The organism is Sinorhizobium sp. NFACC03 (genome assembly GCF_900103435.1).
Classification (GTDB): Bacteria; Pseudomonadota; Alphaproteobacteria; order Rhizobiales; family Rhizobiaceae; genus Ensifer.
Window position 1 is genome coordinate 160,098 of sequence record NZ_FMXF01000006.1, and the last position, 23,267, is coordinate 183,364.

Annotated in this window: 22 protein-coding genes; 13 read left to right on the forward strand and 9 right to left on the reverse strand. The window is 62.7% G+C overall.

Going from position 1 to position 23,267, the window contains the following annotated elements; all coding sequences use genetic code 11:
• Nucleotides 1-7: 7 nt before the first annotated feature.
• Complete coding sequence (gene fsa, locus BLU35_RS11780) at nucleotides 8-661, reverse strand: fructose-6-phosphate aldolase (protein WP_057255016.1); 654 nt, start codon at nucleotides 659-661, stop codon at nucleotides 8-10.
• A 177-nt stretch (nucleotides 662-838) separates the two neighbouring features.
• On the opposite strand from fsa, the gene BLU35_RS11785 reads away from it, so the two are divergent.
• From BLU35_RS11785 to BLU35_RS11820, 8 genes are all read left to right on the forward strand, one after another.
• On the forward strand, nucleotides 839-3,055 hold the full coding sequence (locus tag BLU35_RS11785) for a primosomal protein N' (protein ID WP_093233133.1): 2,217 nt from the start codon (nucleotides 839-841) through the stop codon (nucleotides 3,053-3,055).
• Between the two features lie 138 nt (nucleotides 3,056-3,193).
• The gene (locus BLU35_RS11790; RefSeq protein WP_057255018.1) at nucleotides 3,194-3,580 is read left to right on the forward strand and encodes an AGROH133_08824 family phage infection protein; all 387 of its coding nucleotides are present in this window, start codon (nucleotides 3,194-3,196) and stop codon (nucleotides 3,578-3,580) included.
• A gap of 262 nt (nucleotides 3,581-3,842) precedes the next feature.
• Nucleotides 3,843-4,403 carry a F0F1 ATP synthase subunit delta gene (locus BLU35_RS11795; RefSeq protein WP_058325691.1) on the forward strand — a complete coding sequence of 187 codons (561 nt, stop codon included), beginning with the start codon at nucleotides 3,843-3,845 and terminating at the stop codon, nucleotides 4,401-4,403.
• Nucleotides 4,403-5,932, forward strand: a complete 1,530-nt coding sequence (gene atpA / locus BLU35_RS11800) for a F0F1 ATP synthase subunit alpha (protein WP_057255020.1) — start codon at nucleotides 4,403-4,405, stop codon at nucleotides 5,930-5,932. The genes BLU35_RS11795 and atpA overlap by 1 nt, the downstream gene beginning before the upstream one ends.
• Nucleotides 5,933-5,959: 27 nt before the next feature.
• Entirely contained in the window at nucleotides 5,960-6,841 is an 882-nt protein-coding gene (locus tag BLU35_RS11805; RefSeq protein WP_058325690.1) for a F0F1 ATP synthase subunit gamma, read from the forward strand.
• A 24-nt stretch (nucleotides 6,842-6,865) separates the two neighbouring features.
• Nucleotides 6,866-8,383: a F0F1 ATP synthase subunit beta gene (gene atpD / locus BLU35_RS11810; protein ID WP_093233134.1), complete on the forward strand. Its 1,518-nt coding sequence runs from the start codon at nucleotides 6,866-6,868 to the stop codon at nucleotides 8,381-8,383.
• A gap of 119 nt (nucleotides 8,384-8,502) precedes the next feature.
• Nucleotides 8,503-8,904 (forward strand): F0F1 ATP synthase subunit epsilon, encoded by a 402-nt coding sequence (locus BLU35_RS11815; RefSeq protein WP_057255102.1) that lies wholly within the window; start codon nucleotides 8,503-8,505, stop codon nucleotides 8,902-8,904.
• A 254-nt stretch (nucleotides 8,905-9,158) separates the two neighbouring features.
• Nucleotides 9,159-10,586 carry a mannose-1-phosphate guanylyltransferase/mannose-6-phosphate isomerase gene (locus tag BLU35_RS11820; protein ID WP_058321741.1) on the forward strand — a complete coding sequence of 476 codons (1,428 nt, stop codon included), beginning with the start codon at nucleotides 9,159-9,161 and terminating at the stop codon, nucleotides 10,584-10,586.
• 173 nt (nucleotides 10,587-10,759) lie between these two features.
• Here BLU35_RS11820 and BLU35_RS11825 read toward each other — a convergent pair whose 3' ends face one another.
• Nucleotides 10,760-11,863: a saccharopine dehydrogenase family protein gene (locus BLU35_RS11825; protein ID WP_093233135.1), complete on the reverse strand. Its 1,104-nt coding sequence runs from the start codon at nucleotides 11,861-11,863 to the stop codon at nucleotides 10,760-10,762.
• A 125-nt stretch (nucleotides 11,864-11,988) separates the two neighbouring features.
• Between BLU35_RS11825 and BLU35_RS11830 the strand changes: the two genes are divergently transcribed.
• Nucleotides 11,989-12,420 carry an Lrp/AsnC family transcriptional regulator gene (locus tag BLU35_RS11830; RefSeq protein WP_057255025.1) on the forward strand — a complete coding sequence of 144 codons (432 nt, stop codon included), beginning with the start codon at nucleotides 11,989-11,991 and terminating at the stop codon, nucleotides 12,418-12,420.
• A gap of 36 nt (nucleotides 12,421-12,456) precedes the next feature.
• On the opposite strand, the gene BLU35_RS11835 is transcribed toward BLU35_RS11830, so the two are convergent.
• Nucleotides 12,457-13,383, reverse strand: a complete 927-nt coding sequence (locus BLU35_RS11835) for a DUF6030 family protein (protein ID WP_286161499.1) — start codon at nucleotides 13,381-13,383, stop codon at nucleotides 12,457-12,459.
• Nucleotides 13,384-13,659: 276 nt separating this feature from the next.
• On the opposite strand from BLU35_RS11835, the gene BLU35_RS11840 reads away from it, so the two are divergent.
• Complete coding sequence (locus BLU35_RS11840) at nucleotides 13,660-14,565, forward strand: aminoglycoside phosphotransferase family protein (protein ID WP_093233136.1); 906 nt, start codon at nucleotides 13,660-13,662, stop codon at nucleotides 14,563-14,565.
• 330 nt (nucleotides 14,566-14,895) lie between these two features.
• Nucleotides 14,896-15,645, forward strand: coding sequence for a F0F1 ATP synthase subunit A (locus BLU35_RS11845; protein ID WP_093233137.1), 750 nt, complete (start codon nucleotides 14,896-14,898; stop codon nucleotides 15,643-15,645).
• 39 nt (nucleotides 15,646-15,684) lie between these two features.
• Here BLU35_RS11845 and BLU35_RS11850 read toward each other — a convergent pair whose 3' ends face one another.
• From BLU35_RS11850 to BLU35_RS11865, 4 genes are read right to left on the reverse strand one after another with little or no spacing between them, the layout of a single operon-like run.
• Entirely contained in the window at nucleotides 15,685-16,533 is an 849-nt protein-coding gene (locus BLU35_RS11850) for a metal ABC transporter permease (protein WP_058321744.1), read from the reverse strand.
• Nucleotides 16,530-17,390, reverse strand: a complete 861-nt coding sequence (locus tag BLU35_RS11855; RefSeq protein WP_093233138.1) for a metal ABC transporter permease — start codon at nucleotides 17,388-17,390, stop codon at nucleotides 16,530-16,532. The genes BLU35_RS11850 and BLU35_RS11855 overlap by 4 nt, the downstream gene beginning before the upstream one ends.
• On the reverse strand, nucleotides 17,387-18,322 hold the full coding sequence (locus tag BLU35_RS11860) for a manganese/iron ABC transporter ATP-binding protein (RefSeq protein WP_057255030.1): 936 nt from the start codon (nucleotides 18,320-18,322) through the stop codon (nucleotides 17,387-17,389). The genes BLU35_RS11855 and BLU35_RS11860 overlap by 4 nt, the downstream gene beginning before the upstream one ends.
• On the reverse strand, nucleotides 18,319-19,224 hold the full coding sequence (locus tag BLU35_RS11865) for a metal ABC transporter substrate-binding protein (RefSeq protein ID WP_057255031.1): 906 nt from the start codon (nucleotides 19,222-19,224) through the stop codon (nucleotides 18,319-18,321). Before BLU35_RS11865 ends, BLU35_RS11860 begins: the two co-directional genes overlap by 4 nt.
• A 121-nt stretch (nucleotides 19,225-19,345) precedes the next feature.
• Between BLU35_RS11865 and BLU35_RS11870 the strand changes: the two genes are divergently transcribed.
• Nucleotides 19,346-19,774 (forward strand): Fur family transcriptional regulator, encoded by a 429-nt coding sequence (locus BLU35_RS11870; protein WP_057255032.1) that lies wholly within the window; start codon nucleotides 19,346-19,348, stop codon nucleotides 19,772-19,774.
• A 71-nt stretch (nucleotides 19,775-19,845) separates the two neighbouring features.
• On the opposite strand, the gene BLU35_RS11875 is transcribed toward BLU35_RS11870, so the two are convergent.
• Both BLU35_RS11875 and BLU35_RS11880 read right to left on the reverse strand, forming a co-directional pair.
• Nucleotides 19,846-20,757, reverse strand: a complete 912-nt coding sequence (locus BLU35_RS11875; RefSeq protein ID WP_093233139.1) for a DMT family transporter — start codon at nucleotides 20,755-20,757, stop codon at nucleotides 19,846-19,848.
• Between the two features lie 162 nt (nucleotides 20,758-20,919).
• On the reverse strand, nucleotides 20,920-22,404 hold the full coding sequence (locus BLU35_RS11880; RefSeq protein WP_093233140.1) for a nucleobase:cation symporter-2 family protein: 1,485 nt from the start codon (nucleotides 22,402-22,404) through the stop codon (nucleotides 20,920-20,922).
• Between the two features lie 301 nt (nucleotides 22,405-22,705).
• Here BLU35_RS11880 and BLU35_RS11885 point away from each other — a divergent pair, with 301 nt between their 5' ends.
• Nucleotides 22,706-23,161: a hypothetical protein gene (locus BLU35_RS11885; protein WP_143032918.1), complete on the forward strand. Its 456-nt coding sequence runs from the start codon at nucleotides 22,706-22,708 to the stop codon at nucleotides 23,159-23,161.
• Nucleotides 23,162-23,267 lie beyond the last annotated feature (106 nt).

Sequence of the window (23,267 nt, forward strand, 5' to 3'; positions counted from 1 at the left end):
GAAGCAATCAGGCGATCTTCTGGCCGGTCTTGGCCCAGTCGGCCAGGAACATTTCGAGGCCCTTGTCGGTCAGCGGGTGCTTGACCAGAGCCTTCAGCGTTGCCGGCGGCGCGGTGATGACGTCGGCGCCGATGAGGGCGGCTTCCTTGACATGGTTCACGGTGCGGATCGAGGCTGCAAGGATCTCGGTCTCATAGCCATAGTTGTCGAAGATGTGGCGGATCTCGCGGATCAGGTCCATGCCATCGAAGGCGATGTCGTCGAGGCGGCCGACGAAGGGCGAAACGAAGGTCGCGCCGGCCTTGGCGGCGAGCAGGGCCTGGTTCGCCGAGAAGCACAGCGTCACGTTGGTCTGGTGGCCGTCCGAGGTCAGCGCCTTGCAGGCCTTGAGACCGTCGAGCGTCAGCGGCAGCTTGATGCAGATGTTGTCGGCGATCTTCGAAAGAACGGCCGCTTCCTTCATCATCTCGGCGTATTCGGTGGCGGTCACTTCAGCCGAAACCGGGCCTTCGACGATCGAGCAGATTTCCTTGGTGACTTCCGTGATGTCGCGGCCCGACTTCAGGATCAGCGAGGGGTTGGTGGTGACGCCATCGAGAAGGCCGAGATCGTTCAGCTCGCGGATTTCCTTGACGTCGGCGGTATCAACGAAAAATTTCATGGAGTCACTCCTTGGGCACGATTGCCGCTCGGGCGCATCTCTACCGGGGAGGAATTCCGTTGGCAGAGATCGCGCGCGTTGAAACTCTGGTGGAACCGTGACAAACCCTGCGCCGGCAAGGCTGCGGTTCGCAGCGCAGTTTTCTTTAACCGAAACACGTGGCAAGGTCACGGCAAAATGACTCGCGATTCAACCGATTTATTCGGCGATTTGCTCGGGCCGATTTCTGCCCGTCGCGTCGTGCCGGTCCTGGTGCCCATGCCGGCGCCGAAAGCCTATTCCTATGCGGTTCCCGACGGCATGGCGGTCGAGCCGGGCTCGATTGTGCAGGTGCCGCTCGGCCCCCGTCTCGTCGTCGGCGTGGTCTGGGATGGAGACGATGACGGCAATGTCGATCCGAAGAAACTCAAGACAATCGAGAAGGTTTTTGACTGCCCGCCGCTGACGAGGGACATGCGAACTTTTCTTGACTGGGTTGCTGCCTACACTGTGACGCCGCCGGGGCTCGTCGCGCGCATGGCGCTCCGGGCACCGGCGGCCTTCGATCCGGAGCCGATGGTGGAAGCGCTGCGCCTCACGGACATGCGGCCGGAGCGCATGACGGCGGCGCGCGAGCGCGTGATCGCGACCGCCAGCGATGGCGTCTCCTGGACGCGCTCCGGGCTTGCGCATGCGGCCGGAACTTCGTCGAGCGTGATCGAGGGACTGACGCAGCAAGGCGTCTTTGAGACCGTATTCATGGCGCCGCCGCCGGTGGTTGCCTTGCCTGATCCCGATTTTGTCGCGCCCCGGCTCGAAGGGCCCCAGAAGGATGCGGCAGCCGATCTCCTGGCGGCGGTGGAGGAGGGCGGCTTCTCTGTGTCGCTGATCGACGGCATCACCGGCTCCGGCAAGACCGAGGTTTATTTCGAGGCGATTGCCGCGACGCTTCGGGCAGGCAAGCAAGTGCTGATACTCTTGCCGGAGATCGCGCTGACATCGAGTTTCCTCGAGCGCTTCCAGGATCGTTTCGGGGCGAAGCCGGCGGAGTGGCACTCGGACCTTGCGCCGCGGACGCGCGAAAAGGTCTGGCGCCAGGTGACGACCGGCACGGTGCGCGTCGTTGCCGGTGCGCGGTCCGCGCTGTTCCTGCCGTTCGAAGAGCTCGGTCTCATCATCGTCGACGAAGAGCACGACCCGGCCTACAAGCAGGAAGACCGCGTCTTCTACAATGCGCGCGACATGGCGGTCGTGCGCGGTCGGATCACCGGCTTTCCCGTCGTGCTCGTCTCGGCGACGCCATCGGTCGAAAGCCGGGTCAATGGCGAGGTCGGCCGTTACAAGCCGATCCACCTGCCAACGCGTTTCGGCGATGCGGCGCTGCCGCGGCTCGGCGTGGTCGATATGCGCCAGCATCCGCCGGCGCGCGGCGGCTTCCTTTCGCCGGTTCTCATCAACCAGATCGGCAAGGCCGTTGAGCGCGGCGAGCAGGCGCTGCTTTTCCTCAACCGCCGCGGCTATGCGCCGCTGACGCTCTGCCGCGTCTGCGGCCATCGCTTCCAGTGCCCGGACTGTTCAAGCTGGCTCGTCGAACACCGCTTCCGCGGGCAGATCCAGTGCCACCATTGCGGCTATACGGAGAAGACGCCGGAGGCCTGCCCCGAATGCGGCACGCTCGATCACCTCGTTGCCTGCGGCCCGGGGGTCGAACGCATTGCCGAGGAGGTGGAGCGGCATTTCCCCGAGGCGCGCACGATCGTGCTGTCCTCCGACCTCATGGGCGTCAAGCGGCTGCGGCTGGAACTCGACGCCATTGCGCGCGGCGAAGCGGACATCGTCATCGGCACCCAGCTTGTCGCCAAGGGGCATAACTTTCCGCTGATGACGCTGGTCGGCATCGTCGATGCCGACCTCGGCTTGGCCAATGGCGATCCGCGGGCAGCCGAGCGGACGTTCCAGCTTCTTTCGCAGGTGACCGGCCGCGCCGGGCGAACCGGTCTCAAGAGTCTCGGCCTGTTGCAGACCTACCAGCCGCAGCATCCGGTGATGCAGGCCATCGTCTCCGGCGATGCGGATGCCTTCTACGACCGCGAGATCGCCGAGCGCGAAAAGGCCTTGCTGCCGCCCTTCGGCCGGCTCGCCTCGCTGATCGTTTCGGCCGATACCCGTCAGGATGCCGAGGGCCATGCGCGGGGCTTGCGCATGGCTGCGCCGCGGACTGACGGCATCACCATTGTCGGCCCGGCGGAGGCGCCGCTGGCGCTGATCCGTGGACGGCATCGCTTCCGCCTGCTGGTGCATGGCCGGCGCAACAGCGACATGCAGGCTTTCGTCAAGGCGATGATCGCCGCCGGCCCCAAGGAGCGCGGCTCGATCAGCGTCCAGCTCGACATCGATCCCCAAAGCTTCCTGTAAAATCAAGTTTCCTGTGATCGTCGCGTTGAACAGGCCGCGGGCGATTCACAACCGGGGCGACATGCGCTAGAGGTCAAGGACGCGCCGCTTCGGCCGAAGACGAAACGGCATGACAAGGGCTCATCTGCAGGAACGGGCATGGAATTCTACATTCCGACGGAAACCGGCGAATTCCTCGCCTTCTGCGCGGCCGTGGCTGCGGCGCTGATCGGCGTCGTCATGCTGTTTGCGCCGCGGCTTACCTTTCGTGCGGCTGGCATCGGCATTGCCGAGGGGCGGCGCGGCGGTTATGCCGAGGCACGCTCCACCATGGGCGGCATGCATGTGGGGCTCGGCCTTGCCGCGATCCTCCTGGCGCAGCCGATGGTCTATCTTGCAGTCGGAGCGGCGTTCGCGCTTGCCGCCTTCGGCCGAATCCTCTCGATGATGAGCGACAATGGCGGCACGGTCTACAACTGGCTGGCGCTCTTCGTTCAGGCGGCACTCGCCATCCTTCCGCTCGCATACGTCTTCGGCATGATCTGATCGTGCCGCGGGCCATTCCGCGATTCACAACGCAGGAAACGAATTTACGGCAAAATTCGGCCAAGGTGGCCGACTTATGCCGCATTCCTGCCGTTCGCGTGTTGCGAGTCCAAACATCCTATGCTAGACGAACCGCGAATTGCGGGGGAAGTGGGTCGCCAGGCCTCGATATCCTGCAAATTATTGCAGCAAATTCAAGAATTTAAGTTGACGGCCCACCGCCAGCTCGGTTCTTGGATGAAAATGAGAGAAGCTTGTGCCCGTGGCAGACACATCCCAGCTTATTTCCGGTGTTGCAGAAAGATACGCGTCCTCGCTTTTTGAACTCGCGCTCGGCGCCGGTTCCGTCGAGGCAGTCGGCGCGGATCTGACCCGCGTCCAGGCCCTGATCGACGGCAGCGATGATCTGAAGCGGCTGATCGTAAGCCCGGTCTTTTCTGCAGACGACCAGTTCAAGGCCATTTCGGCAGTTGCCGAGAAGGCTGGCATCTCCGGGCTCGTCGGCAACTTCCTCAAGGTCGTTGCCCGCAATCGCCGCCTCTTCGCGCTGCCGGGCATGATCAAGGCGTTCCGCCTGATCGCCGCACGCCATCGTGGCGAAGTCTCTGCCGACGTCACGTCGGCCCATGCGCTCTCTGCAGTGCAGGAAAACGAATTGAAGGCGACGCTGAAAAGCGTCACCGGCAAAGACGTGACGGTCAACGTCACCGTCGACCCGTCTATTCTTGGAGGTCTGATCGTCAAGGTCGGGTCCCGCCAGATTGACACCTCCCTTCGCACCAAACTCTCTACCCTTAAGCTTGCACTGAAAGAGGTCGGCTGATGGATATCCGCGCCGCGGAAATTTCCGCAATTCTCAAAGATCAGATCAAAAATTTCGGCCAGGAAGCAGAAGTCTCCGAAGTCGGTCAGGTGCTTTCCGTCGGTGACGGTATTGCCCGCGTCTACGGCCTCGACAATGTTCAGGCAGGCGAGATGGTCGAATTCCCGGGTGGAATTCGCGGCATGGCGCTGAACCTCGAAGCCGACAACGTCGGTGTCGTTATTTTCGGTTCGGACCGTGACATCAAGGAAGGCGACACCGTCAAGCGGACCGGCGCCATCGTGGACGTCCCGGTTGGTCCGGAACTGCTCGGCCGCGTCGTCGACGCGCTCGGCAACCCGATCGACGGCAAGGGCCCGATCAACGCCAAGCAGCGCTCGCGCGTTGACGTCAAGGCTCCGGGTATCATTCCGCGCAAGTCGGTTCATGAGCCGATGTCGACCGGCCTCAAGGCCATCGACGCTCTGATCCCGGTTGGTCGTGGCCAGCGCGAGCTCGTCATCGGCGACCGCCAGACCGGCAAGACCGCGATCATCCTTGACACGATCCTCAACCAGAAGGCCATTCACGACAATGGTCCGGAAGGTGACAAGCTGTATTGCGTCTACGTCGCAATCGGCCAGAAGCGTTCGACGGTTGCCCAGTTCGTGAAGGTTCTGGAAGAGCGTGGCGCTCTGCAGTACTCGATCATCGTTGCTGCAACCGCATCCGACCCGGCTCCGATGCAGTACCTCGCACCGTTCGCCGGTTGCGCGATGGGCGAATACTTCCGTGACAACGGCAAGCATGCCCTCATCGGCTACGACGACCTGTCGAAGCAGGCTGTTTCCTACCGTCAGATGTCGCTCCTGCTGCGCCGCCCGCCGGGCCGCGAAGCTTACCCGGGCGACGTTTTCTACCTGCACTCCCGCCTGCTCGAGCGCGCTGCAAAGCTCTCGGACGACAATGGCGCCGGTTCGCTGACGGCTCTGCCGGTCATCGAAACGCAGGGCAACGACGTTTCGGCGTTCATCCCGACCAACGTGATCTCGATCACCGACGGCCAGATCTTCCTTGAAACCGACCTGTTCTACCAGGGCATCCGTCCGGCCGTTAACGTCGGTCTGTCGGTTTCGCGCGTCGGCTCCGCCGCGCAGATCAAGGCGATGAAGCAGGTTGCCGGCTCGATCAAGGGCGAACTCGCTCAGTATCGTGAAATGGCCGCCTTCGCGCAGTTCGGCTCGGACCTCGATGCCGCTACGCAGCGCCTGCTCAACCGCGGTGCCCGCCTGACCGAACTCCTGAAGCAGCCGCAGTTCTCGCCGCTGAAGACGGAAGAGCAGGTCGCGGTCATCTTCGCTGGCGTCAACGGTTACCTCGACAAGCTGCCGGTCAACCAGGTCGGCAAGTTCGAGCAGGGCCTGCTTTCGTACATGCGTTCGGAAGGCAAGGACATCCTGGAAACCATCCGCAAGGACAAGGCGATCTCCGACGACGTCAAGGGCAAGCTGAAGGCTGCAATCGACAGCTTCGCCAAGTCTTTCGCCTGAGCGGATTTCATTTAGGACGGATAACGGATGCCTTCACTTAAGGATCTGAAGAACCGGATCGCCTCCGTCAAGGCGACGCAGAAGATCACCAAGGCGATGAAAATGGTCGCCGCGGCGAAGCTTCGGCGTGCGCAGGAGGCGGCCGAGGCCGCCCGGCCTTACTCGCAGCGCATGGCTACCGTTCTCGCCAACATCGCTCAGGCGGTTGGTGCGGACGACAGCGCGCCTGCCCTGATGACCGGAACCGGCAAGGACGATACGCACCTTCTGGTCGTCTGCACGGCTGAACGCGGCCTTTGCGGCGGCTTCAACTCGCAGATCGCCCGTCATGCCCGCGACCACGTTCGCAAGCTGCTCGCAGCCGGCAAGACGGTCAAGATCATCTGCGTGGGCAAGAAGGGCTTCGATATTCTGCGTCGCGAATTCGCGTCGCTGATCATCGATCGTGTCGACCTGCGTGAAGTCAAGAAGATCGGCTTCGAAAACGCCGACCAGATTGGCCACAAGGTCATCGCGCTCTTCGAAAAGGGCGAGTTCGATGTCTGCACGCTGTTCTACTCCGAGTTCAAGTCCGTTATCGCCCAGATTCCGACGGCTCAGCAGCTGATCCCCGCTTCGGCCGGCCCGGTCGCAGCGGAAGCATCGGATGCTTCGGCCGTCTATGAATATGAGCCGGACGCGGGCGCGATCCTGAGCGACCTCATTCCGCGCAACATTTCCGTGCAGATCTTCCGGGCCCTGCTCGAGAACGTCGCCGGCGAAATGGGCGCGAAGATGAGCGCGATGGACAATGCGACGCGCAATGCTGGTGAGATGATCAACAAGTTGACGCTGAACTATAACCGTCAGCGCCAGGCTCAGATCACCAAGGAACTCATTGAAATCATCTCGGGCGCGGAAGCGCTCTAAGGTTACGGAAAGAGGGTAAGGATTATGGCTAAGGCAGCTACCCCGAAAGAAACCGCAGTGGAGAAGAAGCCCGCTGCACCGAGGAAGGCAGCTTCCGCCAAGACCGCAGCAGTTGCCGCAACCGGCGCTGTCGGTCGCGTAACGCAGGTCATCGGCGCCGTCGTTGACGTCGTGTTCGAAGAAGGCCAGCTTCCGCAGATCCTGAACGCGCTGGAGACCGACAACCACGGTAACCGCCTCGTTCTCGAAGTCGCTCAGCACCTCGGCGAAAACTCCGTCCGCACGATCGCCATGGACTCGACCGAAGGTCTCGTCCGCGGCCAGCCGGTCACCGACACCGGTGCGCCGATCACGGTTCCGGTTGGCGACGAAACGCTCGGCCGCATCATGAACGTCATCGGCGAGCCGGTCGACGAAGCCGGTCCGCTCGTTACCTCGGGCAAGCGCGCGATCCACCAGGATGCGCCGTCCTACGTCGAGCAGTCGACGGAAGCACAGATCCTTGTCACCGGCATCAAGGTCGTCGACCTTCTCGCGCCTTACGCAAAGGGCGGCAAGATCGGCCTCTTCGGTGGTGCAGGCGTCGGCAAGACCGTTCTCATCATGGAACTGATCAACAACGTCGCCAAGGCGCACGGTGGTTACTCGGTGTTTGCAGGCGTGGGTGAACGCACTCGCGAAGGCAACGACCTCTACCACGAAATGATCGAGTCCGGCGTTAACAAGCATGGCGGCGGCGCAGGCTCCAAGGCTGCGCTCGTTTACGGCCAGATGAACGAACCGCCGGGCGCCCGCGCTCGCGTCGCTCTGACGGGCCTCACGATCGCTGAAGACTTCCGCGACAAGGGCCAGGACGTTCTGTTCTTCGTCGACAACATCTTCCGCTTCACCCAGGCAGGTTCCGAAGTGTCGGCTCTGCTCGGCCGTATTCCTTCGGCCGTGGGTTACCAGCCGACGCTGGCGACCGACATGGGTCAGATGCAGGAACGCATCACCACGACGACCAAGGGTTCGATCACCTCGGTTCAGGCCATTTACGTTCCGGCCGACGACTTGACCGACCCGGCGCCGGCTACCTCGTTCGCCCACCTGGACGCAACGACGGTTCTGTCGCGCTCGATCGCCGAAAAGGGCATCTACCCGGCCGTTGACCCGCTCGACTCCACGTCGCGCATGCTCGACCCGATGATCGTCGGCGAGGAGCACTACGAAGTGTCGCGTAAGGTGCAGACGACCCTGCAGCGCTACAAGTCGCTCCAGGACATCATCGCCATCCTCGGCATGGACGAACTGTCTGAAGAAGACAAGATCGCCGTTGCCCGCGCTCGTAAGATCGAACGCTTCCTGTCGCAGCCGTTCTTCGTCGCCGAAGTCTTCACGGGTTCGCCGGGCAAGCTCGTCGCTCTCGAAGACACGATCAAGGGCTTCAAGGGCCTGGTCAACGGCGAATACGACCACCTGCCGGAAGCTGCCTTCTACATGGTCGGCTCGATCGAAGAAGCGGTCGAAAAGGCCAAGAAGCTGGCTGCTGAAGCCGCTTGATTGCACTGTTAAGCCTCGGCGCGACCCAAGCGCCGAGGCTTTCATCCTGCCTTATCAGAAGGCAGGGAAGACATGCACAGCCGCCTTTTAGGTGGCGCGCCCACGAGAAGTGAATGGTCATGGCCGATTTCAACTTTGAGCTTGTTTCCCCCGAGCGCCTGCTCCTCTCCGAAAAGGTGACGGAAGTCGTCATTCCGGCGACCGAGGGCGAGATGACCGTGATGGCTAATCACGCTCCGACGATGACGACGGTCAAGCCCGGCGTGGTCACGGTGAAGACGGCTGACGGCAAGACCGAGCGCTTTGCTGTGTTCGGCGGCTTTGCCGACATCCTGCCGACCGGATGCACGCTTTTGGCCGAGTCCGCCGTCCACGTCGACGAACTCGATCGTACGGTTCTTGAAAACCGCATCGACGCGGTTCGCGCCGAGCTCGAAGGCGCCGGCGACGAGAAGAAGACCCGTCTCGAGCAGTTCGTCGCCGAACTGACGAAGCTCGGCGAGATCGTGATCCCGGCCTGAAAGGGGCACCCGGAAGGGTAATGCAAATCCGAAAGCCCCGCCTTCGTGCGGGGTTTTTTGTTGATCGCGAGTTCTTTGCCGTGACGCTTCGCTTAAGTGGAGCGGGATGCGGGCGGACAACCGTATACCCTTCCTCATCAGTATTAGCCTTCGCGTCGGTGAATGGCTTGCCCGGATCGGCGCTTTAGCTATTCTTCATCAGAAGCCCTTTATTGGTCCCTGAAAGTTCAGCTCAAAGAAGAAGAGGCGCCGGCATGACGTCAAAGATTGTTCCGGTGATCATGGCGGGCGGGCGCGGCACCCGTTTGTGGCCGCTCTCTCGCGCCGCCGCTCCGAAGCAATTCCTGCAGATCCTTTCCGATCGTTCACTGTTCCAGCAGACGCTGGAGCGCGTGCGCGACGCCGGCCAGTTCGAGCCGGCCATCATCGTCACCAACAGCGACTTTCGCTTCATCGTCGCGGAGCAGGCGCGGGCGATCGACGTACATCTGGGCGACATCCTCCTTGAGCCGGTTGCACGCAACACAGCGCCGGCGCTGACTGCCGCGGCTTTCCAGGTACTCAGCCGTTACGGCAAGGGTGCGGTCATGCAGGTGCTTGCTTCTGACCATGAGATCGATGCCGGCGAGGTCTACAGGGATTGCATACTCAGGGCGCACCAGGCCGCCCGCCACGGAGAACTGGTGACCTTCGGCATCACGCCGACGGAACCGGCGACCGGCTACGGCTACATCGAGCGCGGCGAAGAACTGACGGCTGGCACGAACCGTGTGGCGCGGTTCGTCGAGAAGCCGGACCGCGCCAAAGCCGAGGCAATGCTCGAGACCGGGCGCTACCTCTGGAACTCCGGCATGTTCATGCTGCCGGTAAAGCACTTTCTTGATGAGATGAAGCGCCACGCGCCCCAGGTCTGGGAAGCGACGAAGCTCGCGGTGGAAGGGGCTCAGAAGGATCTCGACTTCACCCGGCTGCACGCGGCGAGCTTTGCCGCTGCGCCTGATATCTCCGTCGATTATGCGGTCTTTGAAAAGACTGAGCGGGCGGCTGTGGTGCCGTCTTCCTTCCTCTGGTCCGATCTCGGCAGCTGGGACGCGGTCTGGAAGACGGGAGAAAAGGACGGCGACGGCAATGTCGTCACCGACAAGGCCACGGTGTCGAACACGCGCAATTCGCTGGTCCTGTCGCGCGACATTCACCTTGCAGTTCAAGGGCTGGACGATGTCGCCGTCATTGCCGGCGAGGATGCCGTCTATGTCGGACGGCTGGCCGATAGCCAGAGCGTCGGTTCCATCGTCAAGACGCTGGCGAAGTCGCCACAGACGGCGGCGCTGACCGAGATACACCCGACGTCCTATCGCCCCTGGGGGGCGGTCGCGGCCATTTCGGACGGAGAACGCTTTGCCGTCAAACGTCTGCGCGTGAACCCCGGCAAGAAGATCTCACTGCAGAAGCATCATCATCGGGCGGAACATTGGATCGTGGTGCGCGGCACTGCGGAGATCACGATGTCCGGGGAAACGCGAATGCTGCACGAGAATGAGTCGGTCTATATTCCGCCGGGGATCGTGCATCGGCTTCACAACCCGGGCAAAATCCCGCTGGAACTGATCGAGGTGCGCACCGGCTCCTATCTCGGCGAAGATGACATCATCCGTATCGAGGACGAATTCGGCCGAAGCTAAGGGGTATCCGTCAAAGTGCTACGGCGACCTTTGCGCGCGTCTGATACGACGCGGCGCCTCAGGCCCGAATGATCGGACGACACGAAAAAAGCCCGGGCCAAGACCCGGGCTTTGCGTAGGTGAGAGCGGGACGTCTGTCCCGCTCCAAATTCGGCACGCTTATAGCTGAAGGATCAGCCGGCGACGCGCTCGGTTTCGCCCTTCTGAGCGTAGTAGTGGCCGAAGCGGTTTGCGAGGAAGGTGTCGAGGCTGATGTCTTCCTGGCGAACGAAGCCCTTCGAGGCGATCTTGCCTTCGGCGAGCAGGTCGAGCACGGCGCAGATGCTGCCTGCCGTAGTGATCTGGATACCGCTCTGCATGCGGCCGGCAACGACGCCGCTATAGACCTTGTTGGCGTAGGTTTCCTGGATCAGGCGGCCGCTGCGGAAGCCCGAAACTGTAACGAAGATCACGACGACGTCCTGGGTGGTGGTCGGCAGGGCGTTCTCGAAGATGTCCTTGAGGACTTCGCGGCGGTGGCGCAGGCCGAGGTCGTTGAGGAGCGCCTTCATGATGGCGGCATGGCCCGGATAGCGGATCGTCTTGTAGTTCAGCGTGCGAACCTTGCCCTTCAGCGTTTCGCAGAGCGTGCCGAGACCGCCCGAGGTGTTGAAGGCTTCATAGGTGACGCCGTCGAGCGAGAATTCTTCGCGCTCTTCCATGGCCGGCACTTCGATGAGGTTGTTTTCGACGATCGCTTCGCAGGGCTCGATATATTCGTTGATAACGCCGTCGGTGCTCCAGGTAAGATTGTAGTTGAGCGCGTTCGACGGGTACTGCGGCAGGGCGCCAACGCGCATGCGCACGCTTTCCAGCGTCTCAAAGTGGCTGGCGAGATCGTTGGCGACGATCGAGATGAAGCCCGGTGCGAGGCCGCACTGCGGGATGAAGGCGGTGTTGGCCTTGGCGGCGATCGCCTTGACCTGGCGGGTGGATTCGACGTCTTCGGTCAGGTCCAGGTAGTGGATGCCGGCTTCAGCAGCGCCTTCGGCAATTGCGACCGTCAGGTGGAACGGAGCGGCGCTGAGGACGGCAAATTTGCCCGACAGAAGAGCGACGAGCTGCTTCTTGTCGGCGATATCGACCGTCGCGGTCGTGATGGCAGCGTGCTTTTCCACCTGCTCCAGCTGTTCGGCGCTGCGGTCGGCGACGCAGACGCTGTAGTCGCCGGTATGGGCGAGCATGCGAGCGATGGTGGAGCCGATCTTGCCTGCTCCGATGACGACGATATTCTTCATTCTTTCCCCCAGGGCATGAGAACTGTGTGTGCCCCTATTGTCGTGGGAGGGGTTGTTGATTTGAAGCGCTGAAACGACTAAATCGCCTATAGATATTCGGCAGATTGCCCAACCGGACCGACGAAATGCAAATCACGGATAAGGATCGAGAGCTCCTCGCCGTCCTCAGCGAAAATGCCCGCATGCCGACGGCGACGATCGCGCGCCGGCTCGGCCTGTCGCGCACGACAGTGCAGGCGAGGATCGAGCGGTTGGAGCGCGAGGGAATCATCGCCGGCTATGGCGTGCGCCTGTCGGAGAGCTACGAGAAGGGGCTGGTCAAGGCGCATGTGCTGATCACCATCGCGCCGCGGGCGCTGAGCCGCGTGACCCCCGAACTCAGTGCCATCCGTGAAATCCAGACGCTGCATTCTGTCAGCGGCAGTTTCGATCTTATCGCGGTGGTCGCGGCGACGTCGATCAGCGAACTCGATCTTCTGATCGATCGCATTGGCGAGATCGACGGCGTCGACCGGACGCTTTCTTCGATTATCCTTTCGACCCGGATCGATCGGTAGGCCGTTGCTTTCCTAAGTCAGCGAGTGACGGGATCGTCATGGCGCATGCTCCGCGGAGGGCTTCTCGCCTGATGTGGCGTCCGTCGCTGGCTCCTTCCCATTCGGCACTTTTGCCGGCACGTTCCAGTCTGTCGGGCCCTTGACGAAGCTACGCAGTCCGGCATCGCCATAGGCGAGCCATTTGCTCCGGTCGAAGTAAAGCTCGGCAATGCTCTTCGGCCGCGCGCGCGGCGGCTGGTTGGCAAGGAAGTTAAAGCGCGGCGTCACCTCGTCGGACTCGCGCTTGAACTGGATGCGGCTGCCGAAACGCTTGAGATCGAATTCCTTCAGCGCCTGGATTTGCAGGGTGACGCTTGCGGCATCGGCCCAGCGCACGTGGTCGAGGAACACCGCCGCTGCCCGCGCCGCTGCCGTGGTCACGGCCTGGCGGTCCTCCGGTCGCTCGATGTTGAGCTTGACGCGGAAGGAGGTGATTTCCTCCTCGCCGCTGCCTTTGACGAAGATGAAGATCGATGAGGGCTTGTCCTCGCCCGGACGCGGGAAGGAGACGAGTGACGAACATTCCCATTGGGCACGCTCACCGGCACCGGCTTTCCATTCGAGTTCGCGAAAGCCGGCGTCGCGCAACTCGTCGCAGAGCGCCTTGGGATCGCTGCGGATGACGCGCAGGAACTGCTGCTCCGGCGTCTGCAGATCCTGGAAGGTCCAGGCGGGCAGGGCGATGCGTGGCGGTTCGCGCCTTGCCGGCTTCTCGGCCGTCGATTCGGAGGGCTTGCTCTTCGCCAGGAAGGTCGTCGGCAGACCCAATGCCACGAGAACTTTCTTGAGGTTACGCTGTTCGTTGGCAAGCAGGGCCGTCGCGAGAATGGCGGTGACGATCAGGATGAGAGCGACGAGAAAGAAGCGCAGTCCCGTCCGACCGGCAGGCTTTGGAGCCGGCGTCTTGTCACGGGGCGTGCTCATGCGGTCCCGCCTGCCCGGCGGGGTGCGATGAGGCGCGGGACCTCCAGCAAAAGATGATCGGTCGGCCGGGCTTCCATGATCTCAAGCTATCAACGGGTCTAGGCCTTCTTCATCCTCGAAATCCGTCGCGGCGGCAATATGCAACCGCCGATATCGGCAAGCGACTGTCACGTCTCAACACAACGCGCCGCTGAACGAGCGTTACGGTGAACTAGGAAGTTGAAATCCGGGGACGATCACATAGCTTCTGGACGCAAACATCGAATGGAATAGGTCATGGCAAACCCGAAATCAGCCGAGCTTGTGATCGATGCGTCGCTGGTACGGCGGCTGATCGCGACACAGTTTCCGCGATGGTCGGATCTTGAGGTGCGCCCGATCGAGCCCGGCGGCTGGGACAACAGAAGCTTCCGGCTCGGCGAGCAGATGACCGTGCGCCTGCCGAGCGCCGAGCACTATGTGCTGCAAGTGGAAAAGGAGCACCGCTGGCTGCCGCGGCTGGCTCCCCAATTGCCGCTGCCCATTCCCGTGCCGCTTGCCAAGGGCACGCCGGGAGAAGGCTTTCCCTGGCCCTGGTCGGTCTACCGCTGGCTTCAGGGGGAAACGTTGGCGGTGGAGCGGGTCGCAGATCTCGGGCAAGTGGCGAAGGATCTCACGCGGTTTCTGCGCGCCTTGCGGCAGGCGGATGCTGCGAGTGGGCCTTTGCCCGGCGACCATAACTTCCACCGCGGCGGTCCGCCTGCCTTCTATGACGAGCAGACACGTCAGGCGCTCCCACTGCTTGAGGGACAGGTCGACACGGTGGCGGCCAGAGAGGTCTGGGAAGCGGCCCTTGCTGCGCCATTCGAGGGGACGCCCGTCTGGTTTCACGGCGATATCGCCTGGGGCAACCTGTTGGTCGCGCAGGGTCGCTTGAGCGCGGTCATCGATTTCGGCACTTCGGGTGTCGGCGACCCCGCCTGCGATCTGGCGATCGCCTGGACGTTCTTCCATGGCGAGAGCCGCGAGGTCTTCCGTCATGGCATGGCACTCGATCGCGGTGCCTGGGCCCGCGGGCGTGGCTGGACCCTGTGGAAGGCGCTGATCGTGCTTGCCGGCATGACCGGCGCACCTGCAAGCGAGAAGGCAAAGCAGCGCACGGTGATCGAAGACGTGCTTGCGGATCATCGCCGCTTCGGCTAGCGCCCAAGCCACGATCGGGGGCAAGCCAGCTTGACCCCGCTGCAAATTGCCTCTAGGTCAGGCGCACGCGGGACGACCCGCGTCGGTGCTTCGCCTGGGGACGGCCCCAGTATCTCGACCGAGATACTTGGAGTCGATCGCATCATGCAGCCCCAAAGCTCGCGGCACGTCCGCGCGACCTTTCCCTTTATTGAACAGCCTAGTCATTCCATCGGAAGCAATCGCTTCGTGGAACGATCTCGGCCGCCGATCGCTTGTCCAACACATTGACGCGCCGGCGGCCGCCGACGCGCGCCGCCGATGCGTCTCCGCCAACACATGAGGTTGATGATGGCCGGACCCATCGAACAATTTGAGATCAAGTCACTCCTACCGATCGCCGAGATCGGCGGTCACCAGATCAGCTTTACCAACTCGGCCGCCTATATGGTGCTGACGGTGGCGATCGCCAGTCTGTTCCTGATCCTGTCAACGGGAAGACGCGGCCTCGTGCCGAACCGGGCGCAGTCGGCGGCCGAGATCCTCTATGAGTTTGCGGCAAAGACGCTGCGCGACAATGCCGGCGAGAAGGGCATGCGCTTCTTCCCGCTGGTCTTCTCGCTTTTCGTGTTCATCCTCACCGCCAACCTGATCGGCATGTTCCCCTATGCCTTCACGGTGACGAGCCATATCGCGGTCACCTTCGCGCTGGCCATGCTGGTGTTCCTGACGGTCACGCTCTATGGCCTTTACCGGCACGGCTTCGGCTTCCTCAAGCTGTTCATGCCGGCGGGCGTGCCGTTGATTCTGGCGCCGATCATCATCCCGATCGAGGTGGTCTCCTACCTCTCGCGTCCCGTCAGCCACTCGGTTCGTCTATTCGCGGTCATGCTGGCCGGCCACATCACGCTCAAGGTTTTCGCCGGTTTCGTCGTGGGCCTCAGCGGCTTTGGGGCGCTCGGGATCCTGGCCGCGGTCATGCCGCTGCTGATGACGGTGGCGCTGACCGGGCTCGAACTGCTGATGGCGCTCATCCAGGCCTATATCTTCACCATGCTGACCTGCATGTATCTCAACGACGCGCTCCATCCGAGCCACTGAGAACAGGCGATGAGGCTCCCTGCACCGGGAGCCTCTTTGTCATTCGATCGCCCGCCGCGCTTCGTTCCGATAGGTCCGCCAGGAGGTCCAGGCAAAGGCGATCAGGAACATCACGGTCATCAGGAGCACGATGGTCGGCGCCGGCGCGCTGTCGATGAAGAAGGAGAGATAGACGCCGCAGAAGGAGGCCGTCATCGCGATGAGCACGGCGACGATGAGCATGGCGCCCATGGTGCGGGTGACCAGGAAGGCGATGGCGCCGGGTGCGATCAGCATGGCGATGGCAAGGATCAGCCCCACCGCCTTCAGCGCGCCGACGATCGTCAGCGACAGGATCGCGAGCAGCCCATAGTGCAACCAGTTAACCGGAAGACCGACGGCTTTGGCCTGGGCGGGATCGAAGGCGTGCAGCAGGAAATCGCGCCATTTGACGGCGAGAATACCGGTGGCGACCAAGGCGATCACGCCGGTCTCGGCGATGTCGCGCCAGCCGATGCCGAGCATGTCGCCGAAGAGGATGTGGTCGAGGTGCACGTCGCTCTGGATCTTGGTGTAGAGCACCAGCCCGAAGCCGAACATGCCGGAGAAGACCACGCCCATCACCGTATCCTGCTTGATGCGGCTGTTTTCCTTGAGATAGCCGGTCAAAAGCGCGCAGGACATGCCGGCGGCAAAGGCGCCGACGGCAAGCGGCAGGCCGACGATGTAGGAGATGACGATGCCGGGGAAGACCGCATGCGAGATCGCGTCGCCCATCAGCGACCAGCCCTTCAGCACCAGGAAACAGGAGAGCATGGCGGTCGGGATCGCCACCAGCACCGAGATCAGAAGTGCGTTGCGCATGAACTCGAATTCGAAGACCGCAAGCAGCATGTCGAGCGAGATCATCGGGCAGCCTCCATCGGTTCGGCGCTGCGCCTGCGCGCGGCGAGCAGCCCGTGCTTCGGGGCCAAGACGAAGGCCGTCAGGAAGATGAGTGTCTGCAGCACGATGATGATGCCGCCGGTGGCACCGTCGAGGAAGTAGCTGAAATAGGCGCCGAAGAAGCTCGTCAGCGCACCGATGGCGACGCTGATCAGGATCAGCCGCGGAAAGCGATCCGTGAGCAGGTAAGCGGTCGCGCCAGGCGTCACCACCATGGCGATGACAAGGAAAGCGCCGACGGTCTGCAGTGCTGCGACCGTACAGGCCGAGAGCAGGGTGAAGAACAGCACCTTGAGGAAGGTGGTGGGAATGCCGATCGAGCGGGCGTGGCTCTCATCGAAGAAGGTCACCATCAGGTCCTTCCACTTCGCTGCCAGAATGACCAGCGAGACGATGCCGATGATCGCGAGCTGCAGTGTGTCGGCGGGCGTGATCGCCAGGATGTTGCCGAGCACGATGGTCTGAATATTCACCGATGTCGGCGACAGCGAGACCATGAAAAGCCCGAGGCCGAAGAAGGAGGTGAAGATCAGGCCGATGATCGTGTCTTCCTTGAGCCTTGTGCGCTGGTTGAGAAACAACATGGCGCCGGCGGCAAGCGAGCCGGAGAAGAAGGCGCCGAGCGAGAAGGGCAGGCCCAGCATATAGGCGCCGGCGACCCCCGGGACGATCGAATGCGAGAGGGCATCACCGATCAGCGACCAGCCCTTGAGCATCAGATAGGAGGAGAGGAAGGCGCAGACGGCGCCGACCAGCGCGCTCACCCACATGGCATTGACCATGTAGCCATAGGTGAAGGGTTCCAGGAGCGTGGCGATCATTTGCCGTTCGGTTCCCCGTTGGTCTCGGGTTTTGCCGGCTGCGCCACCATCCGATCCTTGTCGCCATACATGACGAGCGGGCGCTCGTCGTCGGTGATGACGGCGAGCTGCCGCGGATCGGCATCGTCATGCAGGTTTTCGCCGCCGAGCACGAAGTGCCGGAGAACGCCGCCGAAGGCGAGTTCCAGGTTTTCGCGGGTGAAGGTGGTTTCCGTCGGGCCATAGGCGAGCACGGTGTTCTTGAGGAGCACGGTGCGGTCGCAGAATTCCGGCACACTGCCGAGATTGTGGGTGGAAACCAGCATGACCCGGCCCTCGTCACGCAGGCCGATCAGGAGGCGAATGATCGCGTCCTCGGTCTTGACGTCGACGCCGGTGAACGGTTCGTCGAGCAGGATGACCTTGCCATCCTGGGCGAGCGCGCGCGCCAGGAAGACGCGCTTCTTCTGGCCGCCGGAGAGTTCACCGATCTGGCGCTTGCGATAGTCGCTCATGCCGACGCGCGCAAGCGCTGCCTCGACCGCCTCATGATCCGCCGTCTTCGGGATGCGCAGCATGTTCATGTGGCCGTAGCGGCCCATCATGACGACGTCCTCGACCAGGACCGGGAAGTTCCAGTCGACCTCCTCGGCCTGCGGCACATAGGCGACGAGGTTCTTCTTGAGCGCTTCCGGAACCGAACGGCCAAGGATCGAGATCTCGCCGCGCGAGAGCCGGGCAAAGCCCATGATCGCCTTGAAGAGTGTCGACTTGCCGCTGCCGTTGACGCCGACGAGCGCGGTGATCGTGCCCGTCGGGATCTCGAAGGTCGCGTCGCGCAGGGCCCGCAGGCCGTTGCGGTAGGTGACTGTCGCGCCAGAGACACGGATGCCGCTGCCCTGTTCGCCGGACGCCGGCGCGGGGCCGGAGCGGGGCTTCACCTGAAGGTTCATTGCGAAAGCCCCTTGGCGATGGTTTCCGATGTGACGCGCAGCAGATCGATATAGGTGGGAACCGGACCGTCCGCCTCGCTCAAGGAATCAACGTAGAGCACGCCACCGTATTTTGCACCGGTTTCGCGCGCCACCTGCTCAGCCGGATCGGGCGAGATCGTGCTTTCGGAAAAGACGACCGGAATGTGGTTGGCCCTGACGGCGTCGATGACCTTGCGGACCTGTTGCGGGGTACCCTGTTGGTCGGCATTGATCGGCCAGAGGTAGAGTTCCTTCATGCCGAAATCGCGGATCAGGTAGCTGAAGGCGCCTTCGCTCGAAACCAACCAGCGCTTGTCTTCGGGGATCTTGGCGATCTCGGCGCGGATCGGCGCGATGGTCGCCTCGATCTTCTGCTTATAGGCCTCGGCATTCGCCTTGTAGGTCTCGGCATTGGCGGGATCGTACTTCACGAAGGCGTCGCGAATGTTGTCGACATAGATGAGGGCTGCCGATGGCGACATCCAGGCATGCGGATTGGGCTTTCCGCTGTAGGGGCCTTCGGCAATGCCCATGGGCTCGACGCCGGTCGAGACGACGGCACCGGGGACGTCATCAAAGTTCTGGAAGAATTTCTCAAACCAGAGCTCCAGGTTCAGACCGTTCCACAGGATCAGCTTGGCGTCGTGCGCCTTCAGGATGTCGCGCGGGGTCGGCTGGTAGTTGTGGATCTCGGCACCCGGTTTGGTGATCGATTCGACGATTGCGGCGTCGCCCGCGACGTTCTTGGCCATGTCGGCAATGACCGTGAAGGTCGTCACTGCCTTGAATTTCTCCTGCGCTGAGCCGGCGCCGGGAAGGAGCGCGATGGCTGCCAGGGCAGCTGCCGCTGCCAGGATCGCGCGCTTCGTCTGATCGATCATTCGCTACTCCCAGATGTTGACATCACAGGAGTAGGGGAATGATTTGCATAAGTCAATGCAAATGCGAAGCATTCGCAACTAGCTATTTTCAAAACCAATGCCCTTGGCTAGTGTAACGACCATGAAACAGAACAAGAATCGTGTCGAAGAGCTGGAAGGCGTTTTGCGGGATGGCGGCGTGCGCGTTACGCGCCAGCGCTCCGCAATCCTGAAGATTCTCGCCACCGCCGAAGACCATCCGGATGCAAACGAACTGCATCGCCGGGCGAAGGAAATCGACGCCACCGTCTCGCTTTCGACGGTCTACCGGACGCTGTCAGCGCTCGAGCAGCAGGGCGTCGTGCAGCGCCATGCCTTCGAAAGCGCGACGGCGCGTTTCGAGACCGCCGACGCGCCGCATCACGATCATCTGATCGATATCGACACGGGGGCTGTGATCGAGTTCCGTTCCGACAAGATCGAGCAACTGCAAGCGGAGATTGCCGCCGAGCTCGGCTACGATTTGGTGCGCCACCGGCTCGAGCTCTACTGCCGCAAGCGCAAGGACTGAGCGAAGCTCGTCAGAGTCGTTGCGCTCGTGATGTCGCGCGACGTCTCCGTTTGCTTTCAAATGAAAGAATGTCAGCCGCGACCCGCGACGGCGGAGGTGCGCCGCCGTGCCGGTATGGTCATGGCCGCAACGCCGATGATGACGCAGCCAAGGCCGATCCAGGCGGTGTCCGACAGCCGTTCGCCGAGGAGGATCGCGCCGATGGCGACACCGACCGGCACGCGCAGATAGGCCTGGGCCGTGGCGCCGACCGAACCCAGCGTCTGGATCAGCCGGAAGTAGATGGCGAAGGCAAGTGCTGTCGAAAAGACTGCGAGGCCAAGGAGCGCAAGCAGCGAATCCATGGATGGAGCCAGCGTCCACGGCCGGTCGACAATGAGGCTGGTGGGGATCAGCAGCACCGTGCCCGATATCAGCGAGCCGGCGGCGGGCATCATCGGGTCGAGCCCTTTGAAGCTGCGCCCGAAGATGGCGGCACCGGCATAACAAACGGTGGCAAGCACCACGGCGAGCTGTGGCAGCAATTGCGCGCCGAGACCGCCGAAGGCCTCCATGCCGATGATCAGGCTGATGCCGGTCATGCCGGCAATGACGCCGACGAGCTTGCGTGCGGTGACGGCCTCGTGGCGGGTAATCAGGGCCGTCATCAGGAAGGCGAAGATCGGCGTCGTCGCATTGAGGATCGAAGCGATGCCGGCATCGATCGTCTGTTCCGCCCAGGCAATCAGTGTGAAGGGCACGACGCTGTTGAGGCAAGCCTGGAACAGGAACCGCCGCCAGGTTGCGACGTCGCGCGGCATTTTCAGGCCACGCCAACGGAGAACCGCGAGAAGCAGGGCGCCGGCGATCAAGGTACGGGCGGCAATCAGCGTGACCGGCGGAATGGTTTCAACGCCGATCTTGATGAAGGTGTAGGAAGCGCCCCAGAGCGTCGCAAGCGCAAGCAGCAGGAGGAGTTCAAGGGTGAGATTGGTCTTGGCCATGGCAGAGAACCTTCGTGTCGTCGTCGTTGTCCTTCCTCTAGCGCGATGGAGACGGCAGATGCTTCGGTGGCGATCGAAGTATCGAGATCTCTCCGCGGACGTGAGACGACAAAGCCCCGACCCACCTTTCGGGGGGGGCGGGGCAGATGCTTTCGTTTATGCTCAGTGGCTGTCGGCGAGCTTGGCCGCGTCGACGGACGCGGATCTTTCGAAGCTCAAGCCATTGAAGAAGGCATTGAGCACCACGGCCGAGATCGAGGCGAGCACGATGCCGGACTCGATGATCGGGTGGATCGCATGCGGCAGCCACATCAGGTAGTTCGGCGCGATCAAAGGGATCAGGCCGAAGCCGACCGAGACGGCGACAACGAAGAGGTTGTTGCGCGACGACTTGAAGTCGACGGTCGACAGGATGCGCACGCCGGTGGCCGCCACCATGCCGAACATCACCAGGCCGGCGCCGCCGAGCACGAAGGTCGGCACCGCTTCCACTAGAGCGCCCATCTTCGGGATCAGTCCGAGCGCGATCATGATGACGCCCCCCATCACGCAGACATAGCGGCTCTTCACGCCGGTGACGCCGACGAGACCGACATTCTGCGAGAAGCTCGTATAGGGGAAGGTGTTGAACAGGCCGCCGATCATCGTGCCGAGGCCATCGACCCTGAGCCCCGCCGTCAGCTGCTGCTGCGACACCTCGCGGTTGGTCATTTCGCCGAGCGCCAGGAACATGCCCGTCGATTCGATCATGACGACGATCATCACGAGCGACATGGTGGCGATCAGCACCGGATCGAAGATCGGCATGCCGAAGCGCAGCGGCGTGACCACGGCAAACCAGCCGGCGTCGGCCACCCGGTCGAAGTGCATCATGCCGAGTGCGGCGGCGAGGACGCAGCCGAGGACGACGCCGGTCAGCACCGCGATGTTGCTGATCAATCCGCGGCCGAAGCGTGCGATGACGAGGATGGACACAAGCACGAAGGCGGCAAGCGCGATGTGGCCCGGCTCCGCATAGAGCGGGTTCGGCACTGTGGCGCCGAGCACCAGACCGTCGGGAATAGCAGGTCCGCCGGCGGCGGCCGCGGCCTTTATCGCGGCCAGCCATTCGGTATGGGCTGGGTCGACCAGTTTCGGCGCCGTTGGACCGAAAGGATTGCCGAAGATCCAGTTGACGCCCACCCGCATCAGCGAAACGCCGATGACGAGAATGATGGTGCCAGTGACGATCGGCGGGAAGAACTTGAGCAATCTGCCCATCAACGGCGCGATCAGCAGGGCGACGAGGCCGGCGCCGATGATGGCGCCGAAGATCATGCGCGCGCCCTCCTGGCCCGGGGTCATCGCCGCCATCGAAACCATCGGGCCGACGGAGGCGAACGTAACGCCCATCATGACGGGAAGGCGGATGCCGAAGCTGCGACCGAGGCCGAGCGACTGGATGATGGTGACGATGCCGCAGACGAACAGATCGGCCGAGATCAGGAAGGCAACATCCTGGGGGCTGAGCTGCAATGCCCGGCCGACGATCAGCGGTACCGCGACGGCGCCGCCATACATGACAAGAACGTGCTGGATCCCAAGTGTCGCGAGCCTGCCCACAGGCAGCTTCTCGTCCACCGGGTGTATGCTGGAAACGTCGCTCATGGTTCCTCCTCCCATCACGTCGACCAGTCCGGTTCCCCCGTCCTCCAACAGGGGAGTGCAATTTTTCCGTGCCGAGGCAGAATGTCGCAAGTATTGCGAAAACGAAAACACTTTCCGGAATCCGGGGGAAATCAGTCACGATGCGCTGGCGGCGGGAACAGTTGCCGCAAGGCCGCGAGCCTTGACGAAAAGCTGCAGGCGAGCCTGACGAGGCGGGAGACCATGCAACGTAGCCGCAATGCGAAGCAGCGATGGTCCCTTACGCCGGTGCTCCGGCGCTGTTCGTTTGGGATCATGATCGATGGTATCTTGGAGACTGGCCCTCTGGCGTTTGCCCGCTGTGCTGTTCGCGCTCGCCTTCGCGCTTTCACCGGTTGCCGCGCGCGCCAACGGCGCCACCTTTCCGGGGCAGTGGCAGCAGGTGGCGTCAGGAACCGACGCCTGCGGGACCTGCTGGGTCGAAATCAGGCGGAACGGTCCGGTCCTGAAGGTGACGGGCAAGGACGGATGGTTCGCGGTGGTCCATCTCGGACGCGCTGGAGGCGGCCATAGCGCCGAGGGGATCGGTCGCTGGAGCGAGGACGGTACCAGCCACTATCGCGGTCAGCCATTCGATATCCGGATCGCTATCGTCGACAAGCATCTCTACATGGACATGACCGTGCAGATGGACGACGGCTCGACGCGCGCCGTCCGGGCGATCTTCGACAAGCGCCGGTCCGAGAAGTCCGGACGCCTTCGGCTGGCCCGCATGTAGGCACGGCCATGCCGCTCAGGGATTGCCGGCAAAGAAATACCGGGGCCGTTGCCGACCCCGGTGCCGCATCTCCTGAAAGAAAAAGGCCGCCCGGTTTGGGCGGCCT